Annotated in this window: 15 protein-coding genes and 1 tRNA gene; 5 read left to right on the top strand and 11 right to left on the bottom strand. The window is 69.0% G+C overall.

Annotated features, from left to right (window positions below; genetic code table 11):
- Positions 1 to 32 precede the first annotated feature (32 nt).
- Positions 33 to 947, bottom strand: coding sequence for a glycosyltransferase family A protein (locus AB0E94_RS17220; protein WP_360327109.1), 915 nt, complete (start codon positions 945 to 947; stop codon positions 33 to 35).
- Between the two features lie 3 nt (positions 948 to 950).
- Positions 951 to 2174: a glycosyltransferase gene (locus tag AB0E94_RS17215; protein WP_360327107.1), complete on the bottom strand. Its 1224-nt coding sequence runs from the start codon at positions 2172 to 2174 to the stop codon at positions 951 to 953.
- A 308-nt stretch (positions 2175 to 2482) separates the two neighbouring features.
- On the opposite strand from AB0E94_RS17215, the gene AB0E94_RS17210 reads away from it, so the two are divergent.
- A complete protein-coding gene (locus AB0E94_RS17210; protein ID WP_360327105.1) occupies positions 2483 to 4867 on the top strand; it encodes a carboxypeptidase regulatory-like domain-containing protein in 2385 nt (794 codons plus the stop codon).
- A 56-nt stretch (positions 4868 to 4923) separates the two neighbouring features.
- Here the strand turns inward: AB0E94_RS17210 and AB0E94_RS17205 are convergent, their stop codons facing one another.
- Positions 4924 to 5616 carry a lytic transglycosylase domain-containing protein gene (locus AB0E94_RS17205; protein WP_360327104.1) on the bottom strand — a complete coding sequence of 231 codons (693 nt, stop codon included), beginning with the start codon at positions 5614 to 5616 and terminating at the stop codon, positions 4924 to 4926.
- A 253-nt stretch (positions 5617 to 5869) separates the two neighbouring features.
- On the opposite strand from AB0E94_RS17205, the gene AB0E94_RS17200 reads away from it, so the two are divergent.
- Entirely contained in the window at positions 5870 to 7198 is a 1329-nt protein-coding gene (locus tag AB0E94_RS17200) for a PHB depolymerase family esterase (RefSeq protein ID WP_360327103.1), read from the top strand.
- A gap of 71 nt (positions 7199 to 7269) precedes the next feature.
- Here AB0E94_RS17200 and AB0E94_RS17195 read toward each other — a convergent pair whose 3' ends face one another.
- Positions 7270 to 8064: an S-methyl-5'-thioadenosine phosphorylase gene (locus tag AB0E94_RS17195; protein WP_360327102.1), complete on the bottom strand. Its 795-nt coding sequence runs from the start codon at positions 8062 to 8064 to the stop codon at positions 7270 to 7272.
- Positions 8065 to 8186: 122 nt separating this feature from the next.
- Between AB0E94_RS17195 and AB0E94_RS17190 the strand changes: the two genes are divergently transcribed.
- From AB0E94_RS17190 to AB0E94_RS17180, 3 genes are all read left to right on the top strand, one after another.
- Positions 8187 to 8735: a YqgE/AlgH family protein gene (locus AB0E94_RS17190; protein ID WP_360327145.1), complete on the top strand. Its 549-nt coding sequence runs from the start codon at positions 8187 to 8189 to the stop codon at positions 8733 to 8735.
- A 77-nt stretch (positions 8736 to 8812) separates the two neighbouring features.
- A tRNA-Ala gene (locus AB0E94_RS17185) sits at positions 8813 to 8885 on the top strand.
- Positions 8886 to 9052: 167 nt separating this feature from the next.
- Positions 9053 to 10639, top strand: coding sequence for a hypothetical protein (locus AB0E94_RS17180; protein WP_360327101.1), 1587 nt, complete (start codon positions 9053 to 9055; stop codon positions 10637 to 10639).
- A gap of 154 nt (positions 10640 to 10793) precedes the next feature.
- On the opposite strand, the gene AB0E94_RS17175 is transcribed toward AB0E94_RS17180, so the two are convergent.
- The 7 genes from AB0E94_RS17175 to AB0E94_RS17145 all read right to left on the bottom strand — a co-directional run bounded on the left by AB0E94_RS17175 (position 10794) and on the right by AB0E94_RS17145 (position 16318).
- Positions 10794 to 11180, bottom strand: coding sequence for a response regulator (locus AB0E94_RS17175; RefSeq protein ID WP_360327099.1), 387 nt, complete (start codon positions 11178 to 11180; stop codon positions 10794 to 10796).
- Between the two features lie 133 nt (positions 11181 to 11313).
- Positions 11314 to 11889, bottom strand: coding sequence for a type 4a pilus biogenesis protein PilO (gene pilO / locus AB0E94_RS17170; protein WP_360327097.1), 576 nt, complete (start codon positions 11887 to 11889; stop codon positions 11314 to 11316).
- Positions 11889 to 12584, bottom strand: coding sequence for a PilN domain-containing protein (locus tag AB0E94_RS17165; RefSeq protein ID WP_360327096.1), 696 nt, complete (start codon positions 12582 to 12584; stop codon positions 11889 to 11891). The genes pilO and AB0E94_RS17165 overlap by 1 nt, the downstream gene beginning before the upstream one ends.
- Complete coding sequence (gene pilM, locus AB0E94_RS17160; protein ID WP_360327094.1) at positions 12584 to 13606, bottom strand: type IV pilus assembly protein PilM; 1023 nt, start codon at positions 13604 to 13606, stop codon at positions 12584 to 12586. Before pilM ends, AB0E94_RS17165 begins: the two co-directional genes overlap by 1 nt.
- Before the next feature lie 38 nt (positions 13607 to 13644).
- Positions 13645 to 14427 carry a prepilin peptidase gene (locus AB0E94_RS17155; RefSeq protein ID WP_360327093.1) on the bottom strand — a complete coding sequence of 261 codons (783 nt, stop codon included), beginning with the start codon at positions 14425 to 14427 and terminating at the stop codon, positions 13645 to 13647.
- 50 nt (positions 14428 to 14477) lie between these two features.
- Entirely contained in the window at positions 14478 to 14963 is a 486-nt protein-coding gene (locus AB0E94_RS17150; RefSeq protein ID WP_360327092.1) for a prepilin-type N-terminal cleavage/methylation domain-containing protein, read from the bottom strand.
- A 125-nt stretch (positions 14964 to 15088) separates the two neighbouring features.
- Positions 15089 to 16318 carry a type II secretion system F family protein gene (locus AB0E94_RS17145; protein WP_360327090.1) on the bottom strand — a complete coding sequence of 410 codons (1230 nt, stop codon included), beginning with the start codon at positions 16316 to 16318 and terminating at the stop codon, positions 15089 to 15091.

Here is a 16318-nt window from a genome sequence, read left to right as displayed (position 1 = left end):
TCCGTGGCCACGCTTTTAGCGTGAAGGCACCCCTATCCGACGACCTCGGCCATCGGCCGGCGACGCCATCGCCGGAGGCGCGCACGAGGGCCCCAAAAGGTTTCCGAACTCATCTCGGGTTCGAAGATGTCGCGGATCAGGGCGTAGCACTGCTGGCGCCGGCGCTCCGGTAGTCCGGGCATGGATCCGACGACCGGAAACATCGCCTTGACTCCCCACGATGATGGGGACCGGCGCCAATTCGAGGTGCGCTCGGCGAACAGGCGATGCCGGCGAGTACGCAGCTGGGCGTTCAAAGCCTCGATGCGGCCGAGGCTTTCCCGATACATTCGGGGAGTGGCGTGCTGGCGGTAGTGCAGCGTCACCGCCGGGACGTGCACACCCTGCGCGCCGATCTCGGCGAGCTTCATCCAGAGATCCCAGTCCTCGAACCCGGAACCCATGTCCCACCCGCCCACCGAGGTCAGTGCGCTGCGCCGGATCATGCTGGCGACGACGACCTCGTTGACGTACGTGATCCGCCACGGGTCCAGGAGTCGCGCGCCCGGGACCCGCCCGGTGAAGGCGCCGAAGCAGGAGTAGTCGCCCCACGCGAGGTCGGCCTCCGGCTGCGCGTCCAGAACGTCCGCGAGGCGCTTCAGGGCGCCTGGCGCGAGCCGGTCGTCGGAGTCGAGCGGCTGGACGTACCGTGCGCTGGTGTTCCGGACGCCGGTCATCCGCGCCGCGGACAGTCCCTGGTTCGACTGCGTGATGACCCGGATGCCGGATTCCTGTAGATCGGCGAGAATGTCGAGCGTGCGCCCGTCGGTCGAGCCGTCGTTCACGATGACGGTCTCGCATTCCTCCTGGTCCCGCACCGACTCGAGAGTCTCCAGGAGGAAGTGGCCGTCGTTGAAGCACGGAATGACCACCGCCACCCGGGGTTCGGCATCTGTGTCGGCGAGCATTCCTCAGCCCTTCTGCCGGGTTCCGCCGGTAAGGAAGGCGGCCGCCGAGGCGGAGGTCGCTTCCAGGGTTCGCATCTCCGCGAGTTCCCGGCCCCGCTCCACCAGCGCGGCCAGACGGGCGCTGTCCGCGATCAGCCCGTCGATCGATTCGGCCAGCGCGGCCGCGTCGCCGGACGGCACCAGCACGCCGGCCCGGCCGTCGTCGAGCACCAGCCCGACCCCGCCGACGTCGGTCGCCACGATCGGGACGGCGTTCGCCTGCGCCTCGACGAGAGCCTGGGGCAGTCCCTCGGTGACCGAGGTGAGGACGAACAGGTCGGCGCGCCGGTAGTAAGCCATCAGCTCCTGGCCGATCGGCACGAATCCCGGAAGCGAGACGACGTCCCCGATGCCGAGCTCAGCCGCTCGCTCGTGGACTGCCGACCGCATCTCGCCGTCACCCACCCAGGTCAGCCGGTAGCGGCCCGGGCATCGTGAATGCAGCCTCGCGAGCGCGTCGAGCAGCATCATCGGGTTCTTCTCCGGCGCCAGCCGGCCGACGGCCAACAGCTCGATCGGGCCGGTCAGCTCGCGCCGCGGGCCGGCCGGCCGGAGGTCGGAGTGCCGGACGAGCGAGACACTCATCGGATACAGGCCGGTCCGCGGTCCGCCGTAGGTCTTCTCGATACCGGTGCCGAGGACCGTTGTCGGCATCTTCCGGGACAGCAGCCGCCAGGCGGCGTCCAGCAGCCGCACGGCGAGCAGGATTCCGGTACGGCGGGCGCCCGGCCGCATCCGGCTGGCGAAGTAGTGCAGGGTCTCCTGGCGGACGCCGAGCGTCACCCGCCGGCGCCGGGCCGCCGCGAGAACGGCGAGCAGGAATCCGTACGGATGCGGGCCGAAGACCCAGACGTGGTCGACGTCGTCGAGATGCCGCCACATCGCCCGTACCGTCGGGAGGGCGTTGGTGGCCAGCGCGCCGGGCGACACCGCCGGGTAGTAGGGCAGACCGGCGACGCCCGGACGGCCGGGGAGCTCGAAATCTGCGCCCGCGTTGCTCGATTGCCTGGCAAAAATCGTCAGGCCTGGGAAACTTGATCCGACCTCGCAGACGAAGGTCAGGAACGCCAGGCTCGCCGCGTTGGTCCGCACGGTGTGGATCTCGTCCCCGTGGCCGATGTCGACCACCGTGTCGACGTAGACGCCGAGCCTTCCTCGGCCCGCGGTCTGATCTCTGGGCGAACGCAACAAGAAGGTCCCTCCGGCCTCGGTTCGGTAGGCATCGCTGGCGGACGGTCGACGTCCCCGTCGTGTAACGACACCTTCGCCGAGAGGGTGGCGGGGAACTCCGGAGTATCTCGGCTACGCCAGGCGTGGCCCCGGAATTCACCTGCACGGATTAGGCCGATCAGCCGAGCGCCGGGCGCCGCCGAGCCGGATCCCGGCGAATTCCCGGTGCTCATCGCCCCTCCGTCCGCAGGGGACTCATCTATGCTGCGGGCGATGTGACGCATCGACATGGGTCGTGTTCGCTGTCATAGCCATGGGGGCTTGTCGTGATCGGATCTCTTCTCGTTCGGCTCGGTGGTGTCCTCACCGCCGGACTGCTCCTGGCCGGAGGGATGACCGCGCCCGCGGGCGCCGCTCCGGCCTCGGCCGGTGTCGGTGACATCGGCGGCGTCTATCTCGACCACGCCGGCGCGCCGCTGGCCGACGCCTGGGTGGTGGCCTGGGGTGCCGAGGACGGGTCGTACCTGGGTGGCACGGCCACCGACGCCGAGGGGCGCTACCAGCTGACCGGGATCGGTGAAGGGCCGGTGAAGGTCTCCTTCCAGACCGATTCCCTGATCCAGTGGGCGCCGCAGGAGCTCAGCCAGGAGGCGGGGCAGGTCTACGACGTGACCGACGGCGGGGTGCTGACCGTCGACGCGCGGCGGCTGCCGTCAGGTGTCGTCGAGGGGACGGTCACCGGCGCCGACGGCTCGCCCGCGGCCTGGCTCCAGGTGGACGTCCACGAGCTCGCGGGCGGTTCGCGGGCGCTGACCTACACCGACGACGCCGGGCGGTACCGGGTGACCGTGTGGGCCGGTGACCAGCACGTCGGGTTCGGACCGGACTCCGCCCGGCAGTGGGCGCCGCAGTCGGCCACCGAGGAGGACGCGGCCACGTTCAGCGTCGCGGCGGGCACGACGGTCCGGGTCGACGAGACGCTGCTCCCGACCGGCACGTTCCGCGGCCGGATCACCGGTGTCGACGGTAGCCCGCTGCCCTGGATCGAGGTGCTGCTGTTCGCCGGGGAGCGGCGGATCTACGGCGGCTTCACCGGCGAGGACGGCGACTACTCGTTCCCGGCGCTGCCCGGTGACTACGTCGTCGCCTTCCAGGCCGCCCCCAACGGGGCCGTCCAGTACATCCCGGGCGCGGTCGACCGGGCCGGGGCTCGGGTCTACACGCTCGCCGCGGGGCAGACGATCGTCGCTGACGACTCGGTGCTCAAGCCGGCCTCCGTGTCCGGTCGCCTGGTCGCGGCGGACGGTGGCGCGAAGGCGGAGTTCCAGGTCTACCTCACCTCGACCGACGACGAGCACAGCTACGGCACCTCGACCGGATCGGACGGCGGGTGGCGGGTCGACGACGTCCACCCCGGCGACTACCAGGTCTCGTTCATGAACCCGTCGGGCTCGCGGAACCAGTGGGCGTACGGGAAGACCACCCGCGAGGCGGCCGACGTGATCACCGTCGGCGGCGGGGCGGACGTGACCGTGGACGACACCTGGCTGACCGGCGCGACGGTGGCCGTCAAGGCGGTCGACGAGGTCACCGGGGCGCCCGTCACCGACTTCTGCGTGCAGGTCGAGTCCGGCGGGTTCGAGCAGGGCTGCTCGGTCGGCGGGGTCGCCACGGTGGGCGATCTGACCCCGGGCGAGGCCGTGGTCGACGTGCTGCCGGGGGAGGACACCTACTTCCTGCGCGACCGCGACAACCCGGTCACGCTGGTCAGCGGCCAGACCGCCACGCTCACGGTTCCGCTGGCCAAGGGCGGCAAGGTGTCGTTCACCGCCACCGACCACACCACCGGCCGGCCGGTGCCGGAGACCTGCTTCGTGCTGACCACGATCGGCGGGGGCGGCCTGCCGGACGGGTACGGCGACTGCACCGAGAACCAGGGCACGTCGACCAGCGCCGCGCTCGCCCCGGGCACCTACGAGGCCTTCGCCGTCACCCCCGGCACCTACGGCCACCAGTGGATCGGCTCGTCCGGCGGCACCGGCGACCAGAAGGCGGCGGCCCGGATCGTGGTCCGGACCGACCGGACGGTGGCCGCCCCGCCCGCACGCCTGGACCGGGCCGGGTCGATCACCGGCGTGGTCAAGGGGGCCGACGGCGCGCCGATCGAGGGCGCCAACGTCTCGTTCACCGCCTGGAGCTTCGGCGCCGGGCCGATCCACGACGTCGACACCGACAGCCGTGGCCGGTACACGATCGGCAAGCTCGGGCCGTACGCGTGGCCGCTGGCGTTCAGCGCGTCAGGTCACCCGCGGCAGTGGTCGGGCAACGTCGGCAACCGCTTTCAGGCGGTGCACATCCCGGTCACGTCGAGCGCCGCGGCGACCTACGACATCAAGCTGACCGGCGGATCCGTGCTGACCGGCAAGGTCGTGATCCCGCCCGGACTGCCCGCGGACGGCTGGCGGCTCACCGCGATCAACGCGGTCACCGGTGACCAGATGGCCGAGTTCGACAGCTACGGCCAGGGGCCGGGTGGGACGTACCGGATGCCGGTGATCGGAAGACAGCAGGTCAAGATCCGCTGGCTGGCGACAGGCGAGGGCGACATCATCAAGACCGGGTGGTACGACCACGCGACCGGCCAGGACTCGGCGACCCGGGTGGGTGTGCCCGCCTCCGGAACGAAACGCGTCAACGTGACGCTCGGCTGATCACCGGCACGAAGACGCCCCGGGCTCGCAGGAGCCCGGGGCGTCTCGGCGTCAGGTCAGTAGGAGCCGGCGCTCTGGAAGTGGTTCCAGGCCCCGCAGGGGGAGTCGTAGCGGCCCTTGATGTAGCCCAGCCCCCAGGTGATCTGGGTGGCCGGGTTGATCCGCCAGTCGTCGGCCACCTGCCCCATCTTGTCGCCGGGGTAGGCCTGCGGGATGCCGTACGCGCCTGAGCTGCGGTTGGTGGCCTTGTAGTTCCAGCCGCTCTCGTGGTCCCACAGCTTGTTCAGGCAGGAGAACTCGCTGAACTCGAAACCTGCCTTGATCATCAGAGCGCACCCGATCTCGCGGCTGCCGCTGAGACTCTGGCAGGAGGCCGGAATCGTGCCGGTGTAGGGGACCGGGCCGGTCAGGGCGGCGCGCTCGGCGGCGGCCTTCTTCTCGGCGGCGTCCTGCTTCTGCGCGGCTTCGAGCTTGCGGGCGTCCGCCGCGGCGGTCTTGGCCATCGTCGACGCCTTCAGCGCGGCGGTGCGCTCCGACTCGGCCCGCGCCGCCCGGTCGGCGGCGTGTTTCGCCTCGCGCTGCACGGTGGCCTGCTCGGCGGCGAGCACCGCCTGGTGGGCCTCGGCCGCCGACCGGTCGCGGGCGTCGCTCTGTCGCACCAGCTGAACACCACCGGCCACACCGGCCAGCAGGAGCGTCACCGACGCGACGCGCGCGCCGACGGCCTGGAAACGTTGCGGTCGAGTCACCGGGGGTCCCTTCGACAGCCGTGAGCCGTCCTCGGGGGTTACGACGGTCCAGCGGCAGATCGCTGTGCAGCGAAGTGGGACGGATCATACGCGTGGGGCGGGTGTGCCGGATGTCCCGACCGTGGGACGGGCTGGCGTGACCCACGACACCGATACATACTTGTCGATGCTTCTGGATCGGGGCGATGTGGGGAGCCGGGCCGCCGCCGTGCCGGGAGCGCCCCGTCCCCACGATCCCCGCAAGGAATCCCCCATGAGAACGAAAGTGAAGGCCCTGCTCGCCGCCCTCGCCATGGCAGTGGCGACAGCAGTGGCCGCCGTCGCCCTCCCACAACCCGCCTCCGCGGCCGCGTTGACCGAGGTCACCGGCTTCGGGACCAACCCGAGCAACCTGCGGATGTACCTCTACGTCCCGGACAACCTGGCGCCCCGGCCGGGTCTGCTCGTGGCCGTCCACTACTGCACCGGCACCGGGCCGGCCTTCTACAGCGGATCCCAGTTCGCCGCGCTGGCCGACCGGTACGGCTACATCGTCATCTACCCGTCGGTGACCCGGAGCAGCCAGTGCTTCGACGTCGCCTCCCCGCAGGCGCTGGTCCGGGACGGCGGAAGCGACCCGGTCGGCATCAAGTCGATGATCGACTACGTGCGGGCCCGGTACCCGGTCGACGCGGACCGGATCGTGGCCACCGGTGTCTCCAGCGGCGCGATGATGACGAACGTGCTGCTCGGGCTCTACCCCGACGTGTTCAGCGCCGGGTCGGCCTTCGCCGGTGTGCCGTTCGCCTGTTTCGCCACCACCAACGGCTCCGAGTGGAACAGCGACTGCGCCAACGGCCTGGTCACGAAGACCCCGCAGCAGTGGGGCGACCTGGTCCGCAACGCCTATCCGGGATACAGCGGCCGCCGCCCGCGCATGCAGACCTGGCACGGCACCAACGACGAGATCCTGCGCTACCCCAACTTCGGCGAGCAGATCGACCAGTGGACCAACGTGCACGGCCTCAGCCAGACGCCGTCGTACACCGACACCCCACAGAGCGGATACACCCGGACCCGGTACGGCGGAACCGGTGACACCGCCCCGGTCGAGGCGATCAGCATGAACGGTGTCAGCCACAACCTCCCGGTCGACGCGGCGGCGGCCGTGCACTTCCTCGGGCTCGACACCACCTCGCCGTCGCCGTCCTCGCCGGCCCCGTCGTCACCCGGGCCGTCGTCGCCCGCCCCGTCATCGCCCGCCCCGTCCTCGCCGGCCCCGACCGGTGGCTGCCGGGTCGGTTATACGGTCAACTCCTGGAACACCGGCTTCACCGCGTCGGTGACCGTCACCAACACCGGCACGGCCGCGGTCAACGGCTGGACGCTGCGGTTCACCCTGCCCACCGGGCAGACCGTGACCAACGCGTGGAACGCCACGGTCAGCCCGTCCAGCGGGGCGGTCGCCGCCGCCAACGTCTCCTACAACGGCACGATCGGGGCCGGTGGGTCACAGACCTTCGGCTTCCAGGCCACCCACACCGGCAGCGCCGCCAAGCCCACCGCGTTCACACTCAACGGCGCGAACTGCGCCGTCGTCTGACGAGCATCGGAGCTGAGACCGGGTTCCCCACCTCGGCCTCAGCTCCGAATCGGTACGCGTAGCCGTACAACCTAAGGGATCTTGATGCCCGCCAGGGCGTCCTTGCAGGGGCAGGAACGCTTGGCCGGAAGCTTGACCACCGCATCGAGAAGGACGTCGCGGAGACGCGCGGTGTTCTCGGCGAAGACCGAGAACACCTCCTCCTGGGTGACGGCGTGGCCGCCCTCGACACCCGCGTCCAGATCGGTGACCAGGGCGATCGCCGTGTAGCAGAGCGCCAGCTCACGCGCCAGGACCGCTTCCGGGTGACCTGTCATGTTCACGATCGTGCCGCCGATCGAGGTGAACCAGCGGGACTCGGCCCGGGTCGAGAAGCGCGGGCCCTCGACGACGACCATGGTGCCGCCGTCGACGGCGCTCACCCGCTCGGCGGAATCCAGCACCGCGGCCCGGCCCACCGGGCAATACGGGTCGGCGAACGACACGTGCACCGCCCCCGAGTCGTAGAACGTCTGCTCACGGCCACTCGTGCGGTCGATCAGCTGGTCCGGGACGACGAACGTGCCGGGGCCCAGCTCCGGGCGCAGGCCGCCGACCGCGCACGGGGCGATGATCTGCTGGACGCCCAGCGACCGCAGCGCCCACAGATTGGCCCGGTAGGGGATCTTGTGCGGGGGAAACCGGTGGTCACGGCCGTGCCGGGGCAGGAACGCCACCCGGCGCCCACCCACGTCCGCCACCGTGATCCGGTCCGATGGCGAACCATACGGGGTGTCGACCTCGTGTTCGGTGGCGTTGTCGAGGAGCGCGTACAGCCCCGATCCGCCGATGACGCCGATCTCTGCTGCCGTAGGTGGCGGGTTCATGTCCAGACCTTATCCGCGGCCGGAATCGCAAGCTAATGTGCGAGTCATGGCTACGTCGAGCGGACGGCGGTAAACAGGTGTTCGGTGAGCAGCAGCGGATCGGAGGCCGGTCGGTGGAGTCGATGACCGGTCAGCTGCTCGTCGCCACGCCCACCCTCAAGGACCCCAACTTCGACCGGACGGTCGTGCTGCTGGTGGCCCACGAGACGGGCGGCGCCCTGGGGGTCGTGCTGAACCGCGCGACCGAGGTCCCCGTGGCCGAGGTCCTCGGCACCTGGGGCGAGCTCGCCGGTGACCCCGCGGTCCTCTTCGAGGGTGGCCCGGTGCAGCCCGAGTCGGCGATCTGCCTGGCCCGCACCAAACCCGAGGTGAAGAAGCGGCTGTCCGGGTTCCATCCGGTCAGCGGCGCGCTGGGCACCCTCGATCTCTCCGCCGACCCGGACCGGATGCGGGAGAGCGTCGCCGGCATCCGGGTCTTCGCCGGCTACTCGGGCTGGTCGGCCGGCCAGCTGGAGGACGAGATCGCGTCCGGCTCCTGGTTCGTCTTCGACGCGCTGCCCGGAGATCCGTTCGTCGAGCGCCCGGATGACCTCTGGGCGATGGTGCTGCGACGCCAGGGCGACATCCTGGCTGCGGTGGCCCACTTCCCTCCGGACGTCTCGCTGAACTGAGGGGGGTGCGTCAAAGCGGGCCCGGAGGGTGTGTAGTATTTCCAGCGTGCCCGGGGAACAACCGGGGACAAAAGTAAGGGGCTGTGGCGCAGCTGGTAGCGCACCACACTGGCAGTGTGGGGGTCAGGGGTTCGAGTCCCCTCAGCTCCACCCTTACATCAGCGCTCTGGCTGGGTTTTCCGGCCAGGGCGCTTTTGTTTTGCGGTGACGAGTGCCGCGCGGACGGGTGCGATCGGCCTAGACGAAATTTCGTCGTACCCCGGCTCTATCCTCTGTGTGCAAGTCCATCGATGGACCTTGTCATACGGGGAGAGCAGATGAAACTTCCGCGCCTTCGTGCGCTTGTCACCGCCGTGGCCGCCGCCACGGCGATCCTCTCGGTCACGGCTCCGCCGGTGGCGGCGCTGGCCGCCGGTCCGGTTCTCGAGATCAAGTCGATTGCCTTCGACCGTGCGCAGGTCGACGTTACTCAGGACTACGCGACCGTCAATCTCACCTGGACGATCACCGACCGGGCCGCCAGCGCGCAGCGGGTCAACGGCGCGGTGGAGCTACGCCAGTTCGCCGGTGGCGAGCAGATCGGCCGGCCTCGCACGGTCAGTTACGACCTGAGTTGGGGGTCGGCGCAGGTCGGGGGCTCCGGGACAGCGCAGGAGTCCACGTATGTCTACGAGTTCACGGTGCCACGCTTCGCCTCCGCAACCGAGACGGTCTGGCGGGTGACGAAGGTGACGATCGCCGACGACGTCGCCCATGCCCGGACAGTGCGTGACCCCGGCCCCGCCGAGCTGGCGGTGACACAGCTGGTGGATGCTGAGGGGCCGATCGTCGAGCAGCTGTACACCGACTTCGACCAGCCGCACGGGGTCTACGACGACGGGTCCGGCGTGACGTTGCGCTATCGGGCGCAGGTCACCGACGACTCGTCCGTCAAGAAGGGCAGGTTGGTCCTCGCCGGCCCGGGTGGCATCCGGCTGGCCTCGACGTTCCAGCTGACCCAGAGTGGTTCGCAGTGGTCCTGCAACGGTGAGACGGCTTACGATCCGACCTGGTTGACCTGCCCTGTCTCGGTCGTCGTGCCGGCCGGCACGGCCTCCGGCACCTGGCGGGCCGCCCGCCTCGACCTGACCGACATCTGGGGCAACGTCCGTACCGTAACCGCGCCGGAGGGGCCGGCTCCGATCCAGGTGAGCCGGAACGACGTGGTGAGCGCGTCGGGCTTCGCTCTCACCGAGTCGCAGGTCAACAACTGGCGTAAACCGGCATCGACGGCGCTCACCTTCATGCCGCACGGCGCGGTCGATGGCCTGGCATCCGTCGACGTCAGCCTGTCCTGGTGCTCGCAGCCGTCGCACACGCCGGTGGTGCGCGCGGACGGCTCCGTTGCGGTGGAGATCGTGGTGCAGTCGTCCTGGGTCAGTTCCTGCAAGATCGACGGGGTCAAGCTGACCGACGGGGCAGGCAACGTCGCGTTCTACGGCACCGAGTACAACGCTCCCGGAATCGATCTCACCATCACTCGGGTGCCGGACGAGAAGGCGCCGGTCGTGCTCTCCGCGAAGCTGTCCAAGACGACCTGGACGTCGCAGGAGACCGAGGACGCCTGGGGTCTCGGGTTCGACGTCACCGTCGAGGTGGACGAGTTCGCCGAGATCTCCGGGTACAGCGCGACGCTCTACGACAGTGCGGGAGTTTCGCAGGGCGGTATGTCCGGCGGTATGCACGACGACGGTACCGGCGTTCTCCACTTGGCGGTGTCGACCGGCCGGTTGCAACCGGGTACTTACACCATTGGTTTCTCGCTGACCGATGAAGGTCAGAACACCAGCTTCTGGAGCTATCCCAACAACTCCGGTCACCCGATTCCCACCGGTCCGCTGGTCCTGACCGTCGTGGCTGACTGAGCCGACGCGCGAGATAAGGGGCCCGTGCCGTTACGGGGGGAACGGCACGGGCTGGACGCAAAGATAACCGTCTTTTCGGGCAGATGCGAGGGTTTGGCGGCGATCCATAGGAATCACACAGCAAACCGGTCGTGTGCGGACGGTCTGTCCGGCGTCATCCGCCCAGGTGACGCTTGCTGATCAGGGTCTGCATCTGGGCGACGAGGTCGCGCGGGGAGAGCGGCTTCGGAAGGTAACCGTCGGCGCCCGCGCCCAGACCGGCGTCGACGTCGTAGGTGTGGCTGTTGCCGGAGACCATCAGGATCGCCATGTCGCGGATCGCCGGGTTGCTCCGGGCCAGCTGGCACAGCTCCATGCCGTTCATGGCCGGCATCCGCACGTCGGTGATCATGCCGACCGGCTTGGCGACGGTCAGGATGCGGGCCGCGGTGTTGCCGTCCTTGGCGCCGAGCGCACGATAACCGGCCGCCTCCAGAGTCACCGCGAGAAGGTCGCGCACGTCGCTGTCGTCATCGGCGATCAGGATCAGGTTCTGGTTCATCGAGGGCTTCCTTCCTTGTGTCGTCTGACCGATCGGCGGGAACGAGGGGGCCGACGAGTGCCGTTCGGGTGCGGGCCGGGAGCGACGGAAAAGCCCCTGTCCACAGGGAACAGGGGCGTCCGTACCGGATCGATCAGGATTTGACGTCGACCGTTTCGGTCGCGGTGATGAAGGCCGAGAGGGTGAGTTGCAGCTTCGATTCCTGACCGGCGTCGGTCAGCTTGGCGGTCTCGATCAGCAGGGCCCGGGGCTGCTCGGTTTGCAGGTGCTTGACCAGCTTGACGATGTTGTCGACCTCTCCCTCGATGTTGAGGGTGATCGGCAGCTCGGTCACCGAGGGCGTGGTGGCGGACGGCTCCTCGCCGCTCGCGGCGTAACCGCTGACCTCGACGTCGTACTTGAGGCCGAGGGTCTGCAGCTGCTTCAGGAACTCCGGGATCTTGTTGGTGGTGTTGTGCGGTGGCAGAGCCTGCTGAGCGGTGATCAGGTCCGCCTTGTACTGACTGATCTTCTTCAGCTCGTTCTTGAGCACGGTGAGCCGCTTCTGCTCGGTGATCAGCTGGGTCTGCGTCTCGGCGGTGTCGGCCTGCACACTGTCCCGCTGGTTGTACAGCGGCTTGACCATCATGAACCAGCCGCCCACCACGAACAGGACGACGAGGGTGAGACCACCGAAGAGCCAGATCTGGTCGACGCGTCGGGTCGTCATCACTTGCCTCCGCTCGGGCATTCCTCGGTGAACCGGCCGCAGCGCGCCTTGTCGGTGATGGTCAGGGTGATGGAGAACGTGTAGTAGGTGCGATCCACTTGGGAGACGCTCGTCACGAACGGGTTCGTCACGAGTTCGAGTACGCCGAGCCGGTTCACGAAGTCGGCGACGATCTTCTTGTTGTCGGCCGAGCCGGAGACGGTCAGGGTGCCGATCTCCGACGAGTCGGTCGGTGCGCTGCTGTTCCCGTTCGCGGCAAGGCCGGCGGAGAGCTCGGTGAGCGTGACGTCCTCGTCCTTGGCCTCGTCCCGGATCAGGTTGATCAGGTTGGTCCAGGAGAGGTCGTCGGCGAGGATCGCGGTCAGCTCGGTGTTCAGCAGCTTGCCGCCCTCCTGGTACTCGACGAGGGTCTTCAGCTCGGAGGTCTTCTGGTCCGCGCGGGTCTTGGTGAGCGTCTGGAACATCTGCTCGTATTCCTCGTCAGCGGCCTGCTTGTCGAGCGTGGCCTGCCAGTACCACGCGCCGAGGCCGGCCACCACGAGCAGCACCACGAACGCGATCAGCGAACGGACCCGCCGGGAGCGCCGGCTGTCCCGGATCTCCTGGGGCAGCAGGTCGGCGCGGATGGAGAGGACCCGGGCCGCCTGCTGCGGCGAGACCGTGGGGTCCACGGGCATCAGTGCGGTCGTGCTCATCAGGAGGCTCCGAGGGTGAGGCCGATCGACACCGCTGCCGACGGCACGAAACTGTCGAACCCACGCTCCCGGGCCTTGCGGGTGTCGCGCAGCCGGGCGGCGTTGTCGGCGTACATCACCGCGACACCGAGCTGCTCCTGAAGGTGCTCGGCGAGGCCGGGCATCAGGGCGCTGCCGCCGCAGAGCGAGATCCGGGTGACCTGCTTCTGGCGCTCGCCCGAGGCCAGGTAGGTGAACGAGCTGCGCAGCTCGCTGGAGAGCGGCCGGACCGCGTCGACCAGGGCGGCCACCGTGTCCGGGTTACCGTCGCCGTGCAGGCCGAAACGGCACTTGAGGGCCTCGGCCTCGGCGGTCGCCAGGCCCAGCCGGGTCGCGATGTTCTCGGTGACCTCCGAACCACCGCGCGGCAGGGTACGGACGAACAGCGGCTCACCGTCGGCGTGCACCACCACGCTGGTGATGTTCGCGCCGATGTCCACGATCGCCTCGACCTGCGCGTCCAGCCGGGAGGCGGAGCGCAGCATGGCGAACGAGGCCAGGTCGACGCCGACCACCTTGAGGCCGGCCTTCTGGACCGCCTGGACCAGGGTGAGCACCGCGTCCTTGGGCATGGCGATCAGCAGGCCGCGTACGGTCGGGTTGTCGCCGGGCTGCTCCAGCGGGTAGAAGTCCAGCAGGGAGCGCTCGACCGCGAGCGGGAGCTGCTCCTTCACCTGGAACGGCAGGGCCTGGCGCATCTGGCTCTGCGGCAGGTTCGCGACCGAGGTCTCACGAACCACCAGCTGCGGGTTGGTGACCGCGATGGTGACCTTCTTGCTGCCGAACTTGGAGGCGGCCCAGAGCTGCTTGAGCGCGTTGGTGACGGTGCCCGGCTCCTGCACGACACCGGCCGAGACGGTGCCCGGCTCCAGCGGGAACTGGCCGAAGTTGATGAGCGTGTAGTCGTCCTTGTTGCGGCGGACCTCCACGGCCCGGATGGAAGACGAGCCGATGTCGAGCCCGATCGGCGTTGAGCCAGCCATCGGTGTTCCTTCCTTCTCGGTGGTTCGGGGCGGGATGTTCAGGCGATGGGGACGAGCAGGTTCGTGTACCAGCCGGCGACCGGGGCCGCGGCGAAGACTGCGAGGAAGGCGCCGGCCAGCATGTACGGGCCGAACGGGATCCGGCTCTTGCGGGAGGCCAGCTTGAGGGCCATCAGCACGCCACCGACCAGGCCACCGAGCAGGAACCCGGCGAAGGCGCCGACCGCGACCGCGCTCCAGCCGAGCCAGCCGAGGTAGAAGCCGAGCAGTGGGGCCAGCTTCACGTCGCCGCCACCCATGCCGAAGGTGGCGAGCACCAGGTAGAGCGCGTAGAGGAGAACCGCGGCGAGAGCGCCGCGGAGCAGGGCGCCCGGGTCGCCGGCCGCGATCGAGACCGGGGCGAGAAGGGCGACCGCCACGCCGTACGAGGGCAGGACGATCTTGTCGGGCAGTCGCATGACGTCCAGGTCGATCATCGTGAGAGCGACCGCGACGGCGGCGAGGTAGAGGTAGGCGGGTAGTTCCCAGGAGAAGCCGAACCGGGCCGTGACCGCGACGAACAGGGCAGCGGTGCCGGCCTCGACGAGCGGGTAGCGGGCGCTGATCCGGTTGCCGCAGTCGGCGCACCGGCCGCGGAGCATCAGCCAGCCGAACACCGGCACGTTGTGCCGGGCCCGGACCGGGTTGCCGCACTGCGGGCAGTGCGAGCCCGGGTGCACCAGCGACTCGTCGCGGGGCACCCGGTGGATCACCACGTTCAGGAACGAGCCGACCGCGAGCCCGAGGAGGGCCGTGACACAGAGCAGGAAGTAGTCCGGCACGGTGGTCCTCCTCGGGGCTCGCGGTGGCTGTTACCAGCTTGCTGCCTGCGTCAGCCGCAGGTGGCGAAGTTGGCGGTGGTGATGGCGGTGGTCTCCTTGACCGAGCCACCGGCGTTGCTGTCGTACAGGTAGTACTTGCCGGTGGTGCCACCGGTGTTGTTCGCGCAGACCTTGTACACGCCGCTGTTGGCGGTCGAGGTGTAGTGGATGACGGTCTTGTCCGACAGGGTGACGGAGCCGGTGGCGCCGCCGGAGCCGGCCGGCAGGGTCATCTTGTTGCCGGTGGCGTCGTTGGTCAGCGGGCCGGTGGGGTAGGTGTTGCCGTTGCTGGTGTACCACTGCTCGATCGCGCTGATGGCGCCACGGACGTCGGACTGGGCCGACTTGTCGGCGGCACCCTGCCGGTAGTTCAGGTAGACCGGCACGGCGATGGCGACCAGGACGCCGATGATGACCACGACGACCAGAAGCTCGATGAGGGTGAAGCCTTCGTCGTCCTTCTTGCCGGCACGGAGACGGGCGATGACATCCTGCATTTCGGGGTCCTCCAGGACATGGGGGTGGGGCGGGGAAGGGTGTTCGGGCTCGGGTGCCCGGGGTATTACCGCCGGCCGTCGGGAGTCGGCCGGTGAATCGGCGGTCGCTTCGTTGCGGGGCCGTGTCAGTTCTGGATGTTCTGGTAGATCGTGAACATCGGCAGGTAGAGGCAGATCACCATGCCGCCGACCACGGTGCCCATGACGAGCACCATGATGGGTTCGATCGATGCGGTCAGTGATTCCGCGGCCTCATCGACCTCGCGGTCGTAGAAGTCGGCAATCTTGTCGAGCATCTGACTGATCTGACCGCTCTCTTCTCCGACTTCGATCATCTGGGTGACCATCTCGGGGAAGATCGGATGATGCCGCAGCGCCGAGGACATGGGGTGACCGTCACGAACGGTCGACTGCACGTCCTTCATCGCGGCGTTGATCACCTCGTTTCCGGTGGTCTCGCCGACCACCGCGAGCGCCTGCATGACCGGAACGCCGACGTTCAGGAGCAGGCCGAGGTTGCGTGAGAAGCGGCTCATGGCGAGCTTGCGCAGCAGCGGGCCGAAGACCGGGAGCCGGATCTTCAGACGGTCGACCTTGAGGCGGAAGTCCTCGCTGTCGCGCATCTTGCGCTTGTAGAAGTAGCTGCCGCCGAACATGATGCCGAGCACCAGCGGCCCGATCCAGCCCATGTTGTGGCTGGCGGTGACCAGGAACTGGGTGATCGCCGGCAGTTCGCCGCCGAGGCTTTTGAACATCGCCTCGAAGATCGGGACGATGAAGATCAGGACGCCGGCGATCATCACGAAGGTGAAGCCCAGCACGATCGCCGGGTAGGTCAGCGCGCTCTTGATCTTGCCACGGAGCGCGGTGTCCTTCTCCAGGCTCTCGGCGATCTGCTCGAGGGCCTTGTCGATCATACCGCCGGTCTCACCGGCCCTGATCATGGCGATCATCAGGCGCGGGAAGACACGGTCGTGCTTCGCCATCGACGCCGACAGCCCGGCGCCGCCGGCCACGTCGGTACGCAGCTCGCCGAGCGCCTTCTTCAGCGGCAGCGACGAGGTCTGCTCCTCGAGGATCGCCAGGGACCGCAGCAGCGACATGCCGGACGCGGTCATGGTGGCGAACTGCCGCGCGAAGACCGCGAGGTCCTTCAGCTTGACGCGGTTCCCCAAGCCGGGGATCTTGAGCTCCCGCTGGAGCCCCTGACCCGCCTCGATCAGATCGAGCGGAACCTCGCCGCGCTGGCGCAGCATGTGTGTGGCGGCCGCCTCGTTGGGGGCCTCGATCGTGCCTTTGGCCTTCTTACCGGAGGCGTCGATCGCGTGATAGGTGAAGGTCTTGGTGGACGCCAT

The sequence above is a fragment of the Actinoplanes sp. NPDC026670 genome, from assembly GCF_040638175.1.
Lineage (GTDB): Bacteria > Actinomycetota > Actinomycetes > Mycobacteriales > Micromonosporaceae > Actinoplanes.
The sequence above is the reverse complement of the archived record's forward strand: the minus strand, read 5'-3'. Positions and strand labels throughout refer to the sequence as shown.